Annotated in this window: 4 protein-coding genes; 3 read left to right on the top strand and 1 reads right to left on the bottom strand. The window is 70.1% G+C overall.

Annotated features, from left to right (window positions below; all coding sequences use genetic code 11):
• The first annotated feature begins 460 nt into the window (after positions 1–460).
• Positions 461–3,532: a CARDB domain-containing protein gene (locus tag AB8Z75_RS28465; RefSeq protein ID WP_369206922.1), complete on the top strand. Its 3,072-nt coding sequence runs from the start codon at positions 461–463 to the stop codon at positions 3,530–3,532.
• A gap of 149 nt (positions 3,533–3,681) precedes the next feature.
• Here AB8Z75_RS28465 and AB8Z75_RS28460 read toward each other — a convergent pair whose 3' ends face one another.
• Positions 3,682–4,269 carry a TetR/AcrR family transcriptional regulator gene (locus AB8Z75_RS28460; RefSeq protein ID WP_369206920.1) on the bottom strand — a complete coding sequence of 196 codons (588 nt, stop codon included), beginning with the start codon at positions 4,267–4,269 and terminating at the stop codon, positions 3,682–3,684.
• Between the two features lie 135 nt (positions 4,270–4,404).
• Here AB8Z75_RS28460 and AB8Z75_RS28455 point away from each other — a divergent pair, with 135 nt between their 5' ends.
• Complete coding sequence (locus AB8Z75_RS28455) at positions 4,405–5,904, top strand: MFS transporter (RefSeq protein ID WP_369206918.1); 1,500 nt, start codon at positions 4,405–4,407, stop codon at positions 5,902–5,904.
• Between the two features lie 311 nt (positions 5,905–6,215).
• Entirely contained in the window at positions 6,216–7,070 is an 855-nt protein-coding gene (locus AB8Z75_RS28450; RefSeq protein WP_369206916.1) for a lysozyme, read from the top strand.
• The last annotated feature ends 163 nt before the right edge of the window (positions 7,071–7,233 follow it).

Genomic DNA, 7,233 nt, shown 5'->3' with positions numbered 1-7,233 from the left:
CTCTGAAGGACAACGCCGAGGACATCAGGAACACCACCTCCACATTCAAGATCAACGTGGAGTGAGACCTTTCGGTGCAGCCCCTCCCGCGGGGACGCCCCGTAAGCCCTGGGGCCTTTCGTTTGGATCTTGCTGGGCTCGCGGGGCCCGGCACGCACTCTCGCGGCGTTGTCGTCAGTCGCCGCTGCTCCGCAGGGACTCCTTCCTCCGCCTTGCGAGAGCACGCACCGGGCCCCGCTCCCTGATCCAGCCAGATCCAAACGAAAGGCCCCAGCCGTGAGACCCGCTCGCTGCTCCGGCGCGCGCCGGGGCGGCGAGCGGCACGCAACGCACGCACCCTTCCGCGCATCCCGCGGGCCGCTGGAGCACCTTGCCACGGCCTTCCCACCGCTGCCGGCCCGGCACACAGGCCGTGCACACCAGGCGGTGCCACCCGTGAACCCATGGAACAGAGGACGCCATGAGACGGAAGCAACGCAGTCAACGGCTCGGCAACACGACAGCGGGCCGCCGTGTCCGGCGGCCCGGCGCCACGAGCCGGTTACCCCGCGCACGGCGCCTGACCACCCTGACGCTCGGCATCGTGCTGGCATCCTCAGGGCTCCTTCCCGTGGCCGCCGCAGCCACCCCTGACGCGGCCGACCGCCCCTCGGCCGAGGCGACGAACCTCGCGTCGGACAAGCCCATCGAGGCATCCTCCTCGACGCAGCACTACCTCGCCGCCAACGCCAACGACGGCAGCACCGGCACCTACTGGGAGGCGAGTGACGAGCCGTCCACGCTGACGGTGAAACTGGGCTCGAACGCCGACGTCGAGTCGGTCGTGGTCAAGCTCGACCCCGACCCGTCATGGTCCGCGCGCACCCAGAGCATCGAGGTGCTCGGGCGGGAGCAGTCCGCCGGCGGGTTCACCTCGTTGAAGGCCCGGAAGGACTACAGGTTCTCGCCCACGGAGAACGCGAACAGCGTGGCGATCCCGGTCACGGGCCGCTATGCCGACCTACGGCTGAAGATCTCCGGCAACAGCTCCGGATACGGCGGCCAGGTGGCGGAGTTCCAGGTCATCGGCACGAAGGCACCCAACCCGGACCTGACCCTCACCGACCTGACCTGGGATCCTGCCGAGCCCACGGAGAACGACAGGATCACGGCCAACGCCACAGTGCGCAACACGGGCTCGGCGGACGCGGACAAGACGACCGTGGAGGCCAGTCTGGAAGGCGCGGTCGCGGGCAGCGCTCCAGTGCCCGCTCTCGGCGCGGGCGAGTCGGTGAGCGTGCCGGTGTCCCTGGGTGAACGAGCGCAGGGCAGCTACACGCTGTCCGCCGCGGTGGACCCGACCGACACGGTCTTCGAGCAGGACGACAGCAACAACAGCCGCACCGCCGGGACGAAACTGACCGTCGGCCGGAGCCCGGGGCCCGACCTGGAAGTCACCGGCATCACCTCCGACCCGGCCGCTCCGGCCGTCGGCGACGACGTCACGTTCGCGGTGAAGGTGCACAACCGCGGGACCAGCGCGGTCACCGCCGGTTCTGTCACCCGGCTCACCGTGGGCGACGCCACCCTGGAGGGCACCGCTCCGGCGATCGCCGCCGACGGTACCGCCACCGTCGGCATCGACGGCCACTGGGCCGCGACGAGCGGCGGTGCCACGCTCACCGCGACGGCGGACGCCACCGATGCCGTGAGCGAGACGAACGAGGACAACAACGTCTTCGCGCGCTCGATCGTGGTCGGTCGCGGAGCGGCCGTGCCGTACGTCGAGTACGAGGCGGAGGACGCCAGTTACGAGGGCGAGCTGCTCGAAGCCGAGCCCGATCGCCCCTTCGGGCACACCAACTTCGCCACGGAGTCCTCGGGCCGCAAGTCGGTACGGCTCGACACGAGGGGCGAGTACGTCGAGTTCACCTCCACCAGCGCGAGCAACTCCCTCGTCGTACGCAACGCGATCCCGGACGCACCGGGCGGCGGCGGCAAGGAGGCCACGCTCAGCCTCTACGCGGACGGCGAGTTCGTGCGCAAGGTGACGCTCTCCTCCAAGCACAGCTGGCTGTACGGCAACACCGACAGCCCGGAGGGGCTGACCAACACCCCGGGCGGCGACGCACGGCGGCTCTTCGACGAGTCACACGCACTGCTGGAGCACACCTATCCGCAGGGCACCCGCTTCCGGCTGCAACGCGACGCGGGCGACGAGGCCGCCTACTACATCGTCGACCTGATCGACCTGGAGCAGGTGGCGCCGGCGGCGGACAAGCCGGCAGCGTGCACGTCGATCACCGAGTACGGCGCGGTGCCGAACGACGGAGCCGACGACACCGGTGCCATCCAGCGAGCAGTGACCGCCGACCAGGACGGCGACATCGCCTGCGTGTGGATCCCGGCAGGACAGTGGCGGCAGGAGCAGAAGATCCTCACCGACGACCCGGAAGACCGCGGGAACTACAACCAGGTGGGCATCCGGGACGTCACGATCCGCGGCGCCGGCATGTGGCACTCCCAGCTCTACACCCTCACCCCGCCGCACGAGGCGGGCGGCATCAACCACCCGCACGAGGGCAACTTCGGATTCGACATCGACGACAACACCAGGATCTCCGACATCGCCATCTTCGGCTCGGGAACCATCCGCGGCGGGGACGGGAACCAGGAGGGCGGGGTCGGTCTCAACGGACGCTTCGGCGAGGACACGAAGATCAAGAACGTCTGGATCGAACACGCCAACGTCGGCGCGTGGGTCGGCCGCGACCACAGCAACATCCCGGAGCTGTGGGGGCCCGGTGACGGCCTGGAGTTCAGCGGCATGCGGATCCGCAACACCTATGCCGACGGCGTGAACCTCACCAACGGCACGCGCAACTCGACCGTGGTCAACTCCTCCTTCCGCAACACCGGCGACGACGCCCTGGCCGTCTGGGCCAACAAACACGTGAAGGACCCGTCGGTGGACATCGGTCACGACAACACCTTCCGCAACAACACCATCCAACTGCCGTGGCGGGCGAACGGCATCGCCGTCTACGGCGGATACGGCAAGACGATCGAGAACAACCTGGTCTCGGACACGATGAACTACCCCGGCATCATGCTGGCCACCGACCACGACCCGCTGCCGTTCTCCGGAAAGACCCTGATCGCCAACAACGGCCTGTACCGCACGGGCGGCGCCTTCTGGGGAGAGGCCCAGGAGTTCGGCGCCATCACGCTCTTCGCGCAGGGACAGGACATCCCGGGGGTCACCATCCGTGACACCGACATCCACGACTCGACGTACGACGGCATCCAGTTCAAGTCGGGTGGCGGCGCCACACCCGACGTGCGTATCGAGGACGTGCGGATCTCCAAGTCCAACAACGGTGCGGGCATCCGCGCACACGGCGGTGCCCGCGGCAGTGCGACGCTCTCCAACGTGACGATCACCGACTCGGCGGACGGCGACATCCTGGTCGAACCCGGTTCCCAGTTCGTGATCGAGAAGGGCTCCACGAAGAAGGGCACCGGCACGCCGCAGCACGCGCGGCAGCGGTAGGTACCGTCTGCCGGGCCGGCGTCGGGCCGACGACACGCCGCTCGCTCCGCGCACACGCGGGGCGGGCGGCACGGTGGCCGCCGCTGAGGCGCGGGGCTCCCCGCGTCGTCACCGCGCGACTTCCACCGCCCCGATGGGGCCCGGGCGGTTCATCCGCCGGCGAGCAGGCCCTTGGTGACCACAGGAAGCAGGCGCGTGGCGGCACCGGGGCCGTCGGCGGAGCGTTCGGTCACCCAGGCGACCGCGGCGATCATGTCGAACAGGTCGGCGGCGTCGAAATCCGGCCGGGCGCTGCCCTGCCGCTGTGCTCGCTCCATGAGCCGCGCACCCGCCTCGTGCATCCGGTCGCACGAAGAGCGCAGTGGCGCTCCTTCCTCGTACATGCTGCTCATCATCGACGCCGCCAGCCCTCTGTAGGTCCCGGCATGGGCGACGGCCGCGTGCACCCATGCGAGCAGAGCGGCGTCGGGGTCCTCTGCGGTGAGCATGTCCTCCGCCCTGGCGTGCAGTGCGTCGATGCTCTCGCGGACGACAGCGGCGAGCAGGACGTCACGGCTGGGGAAGTGCCGGTAGAGCGTGCCGGGTCCGACCCCGGCCCGTTTGGCGATGTCGTCGAGTGAGGCGTCCGCCCCCTCCTCGCGGAAGGCCTCCCTGGCCACGGCTACCAGGCGGTCGTAGTTCCGACGCGCGTCAGCGCGCCTCGGCCGCTGCTGGTCGGCAGGGGGCACGGGCGTCATGGCGGCTCCTCACATTGAAAGCGGAGGCGGTCTCCGCTACGGTCTTCCTCTCAAGCGGAGACTATCTCCGATTGGTTCGTTCCCGCATGCGCGGCCGCTCCGCAGGTTTCCCGCCACCCGAGAGAGAGACCGCACATGACGCGCTCCTCATGGCAGCAGAACCGTGCCGACGGGCACCAGGCCCGATCAGCCCGGCACACCCGCAGCCCGGGCATCGCCCTCGCCCTCATCGTGTCCTGCGAGTTCATGCTCCAGCTGGACACCACGATCACGAACGTGGCCCTGCCCGCCATCCAGGAGGACCTCGGCTTCGGCCAGGCAGGGCTGTCCTGGGTCATCAACGCCTTCCTGCTGACCTTCGGCGGCCTCCTGCTGCTCGGCGGCCGGGCCGGGGACATCCTCGGCCACCGCGGCGTCTTCCTCGCGGGCACCGCCCTGTTCACCCTCGCGTCGGCGCTCGGGGGGCTCGCGCCGAGCGCGGACACCCTCGTCGTCGCCCGCGCGCTCCAAGGCACCGGTGCCGCCCTCGCCGCGCCGACAGGCATCGCTCTGCTCGCGACCAACTTCCCCGAAGGGCCCGAACGCAACCGTGCGTTCGCCGTCTTCTCCACCGTCGCCGGGTCCGGGCTCGCACTCGGCCTCGTCCTCGGCGGCCTCCTGACTTCCGGCCTGTCCTGGCGCTGGGTGCTGTTCCTCAACATCCCGTTCGGCGTGCTGGTCCTCGCCCTGACCCCCCGCTTCCTCACCGCGACCGGCCGCACCCCGGGCCGCTTCGACCTCGCGGGCGCGCTGACCTCCACCGTCGGTATGACCGCGCTGGTGTACGCCTTCATCCGGGTCTCCGAGCGGTCCTGGGGCGACACGGTCGCCTCGGTCTGTTTCCCGCTCGGGGCCGTCCTCCTGGGCGCGTTTCTGGCGATCGAGAAGCGAGCCGCACAACCCGTCATGCCGCTGCGGCTGTTCCGCCGGCGCTCCCGAGCAGGCGCGTACGTCAACCTGCTGCTGATCGCGGCGACGCTGACCAGCGTGTGGTTCTTCCTCGTGCAGTTCCTGCAGCGCGTACTCGGTTACGACGCGCTCAGAGCCGGGTTGGCCTTCCTGCCGATGGCGGTGGCGGTCTTCGTCTCCTCACAGCTCGTGCCGAGGATTCTCCCGAAGTGCGGCACCACGCCGGTCGCGCTCACGGGAATGGCGCTCGTCGGGCTGGCTACCGGATGGCTGACCCGGCTGACCACGAGCACCGGATACCTGTCGGGTGTCCTGGGGCCGCTGCTGCTCTTCGGCCTGGGTGCGGGGCTCGTGCTCGTCTCGCACAACCTGGCCATCATGTCCGCGACGCCTCCCGGGGACACGGGAGCGACCTCCAGCGTGCTCCAGGCGATGCTGACCGTCGGCGGATCGCTCGGTCTCGCACTGCTCGTCGCGGTCTTCGGCCGCTCCCGGCGCGAGGCGGGGGAGAACGGGGCCGAGCGCTCGCGGTACGCACTGACCGAAGGCATCACCGCGGCCTTCACCCTCGGCTGCGTCTTCGCGGTGATCGGCCTGTTGGTCGCGGGCTTCGTCGTGCGATCCCGGCGTGCCCCCGCCGTCGGCGCTCCGCGCCCGCTGCGCGGCCCGGACACGCCGGGACGGTGATGCCCGTTGCGTACTCGCCGAGGGCGAAGGCGGTCAGCGTGCTCGCCCTCGGGGTGCGGGGGAGGAGGCCTGGGCCGTCGACGAGCCGGGCGGGACCGGTGAGAGACGTGCACAGGTCGAACCAACGGCATTGACAGCGAGCTCTTCTCACGGGTACCGACGCTGCCTATATTTTGACGTGCTCGCGCCAACCGATCACGGTTCGGCGTTCGGCTCGTGGCGCCGTCCCGGCGGACCGTCGACCGGCCCTGCCTGTCACTTTCTCCGGGACAACGCCACCAGTACCCCCCACCGAGCACTTGGAGACAGGCATGTCCAACGCCAGACTTCGCGACACCTCCACCGCGTCCGCCCCCCGAGGCAGGCGCGCCCTGATCTCGACCGCGCTCTCCCTCGCCCTCTCCGCCCTGTCCGTCGGCGCGGCCGGTGCCGCGCAGGCGACCGACCGGGCCGACGAACTCCAGCCCGGCGACGCCTACATGGGAGCCGGCATCGCCGTACACAAGGGCTGGAAGCAGGACGGCGCCCCGGGCCTCGACGCCTCCGTCGAAGGCGTCGACGTCAGCGGACACCAGGGCAACGTCGACTGGCAGGCGCTCTGGGGCAGCGGCGTGCGCTTCGCCTACGTCAAGGCCACCGAGGGCACCGGCTACCAGAGCGACTCCTTCACCCAGCAGTACAACGGCTCCTACGACGTCGGCATGACCCGCGGCGCCTACCACTTCGCGCTGCCGGACAACTCCAGCGGCGCCGACCAGGCCAACTACTTCGCCGACCACGGCGGCGGCTGGAGCAAGGACGGCAAGACCCTCCCCGGAGTCCTCGACATCGAGTACAACCCGTACGGCGCGACCTGCTACGGGCTCAGCCAGGACGCGATGGTCGACTGGATCAAGGACTTCACCGCCACCTACAAAAGCCGCACGGGGCGGGACGCCGTCATCTACACCACCACCGACTGGTGGACCCAGTGCACCGGTAACAACGCCGGATTCGGCGCGACCAATCCGCTGTGGGTGGCACGCTACGCGGACGGGCCGGGCGCGCTGCCCGCCGGCTGGGGTTTCCACACGTTCTGGCAGTACACCTCGACCGGTCCCACCGTGGGTGACCACGACAGCTTCAACGGATCGGCCGAGCAGCTGACGGCACTCGCCAACGGATAGGACCCGAACGGGCAGGACCCGAACGGATACGACCCGCTGACCGTGTCACGCCCGTGCCGAACGGGCGTGACACGGTCTGCCCACGCCGGAAAACACGGAACAAGCGGGTGCGCCTCTCTCGCGCCGCGTCTCCGCCCCGCCCCTCCGCCCCGCGTCTTCGCTC

The sequence above is a fragment of the Streptomyces sp. PU-14G genome (assembly GCF_041028275.1).
Taxonomy (GTDB): Bacteria; Actinomycetota; Actinomycetes; order Streptomycetales; family Streptomycetaceae; genus Streptomyces.
This window is presented reverse-complemented; position numbering and strand designations above follow the sequence as displayed.

Bases quoted from the DNA above. Each gene is read 5' to 3' on its own strand.
- AB8Z75_RS28460 (WP_369206920.1), bottom strand. From the start codon at position 4,269: ATGACGCCCGTGCCCCCTGCCGACCAGCAGCGGCCGAGGCGCGCTGAC.
- AB8Z75_RS28465 (WP_369206922.1), top strand. From the start codon at position 461: ATGAGACGGAAGCAACGCAGTCAACGGCTCGGCAACACGACAGCGGGC.
- AB8Z75_RS28455 (WP_369206918.1), top strand. From the start codon at position 4,405: ATGACGCGCTCCTCATGGCAGCAGAACCGTGCCGACGGGCACCAGGCC.
- AB8Z75_RS28450 (WP_369206916.1), top strand. From the start codon at position 6,216: ATGTCCAACGCCAGACTTCGCGACACCTCCACCGCGTCCGCCCCCCGA.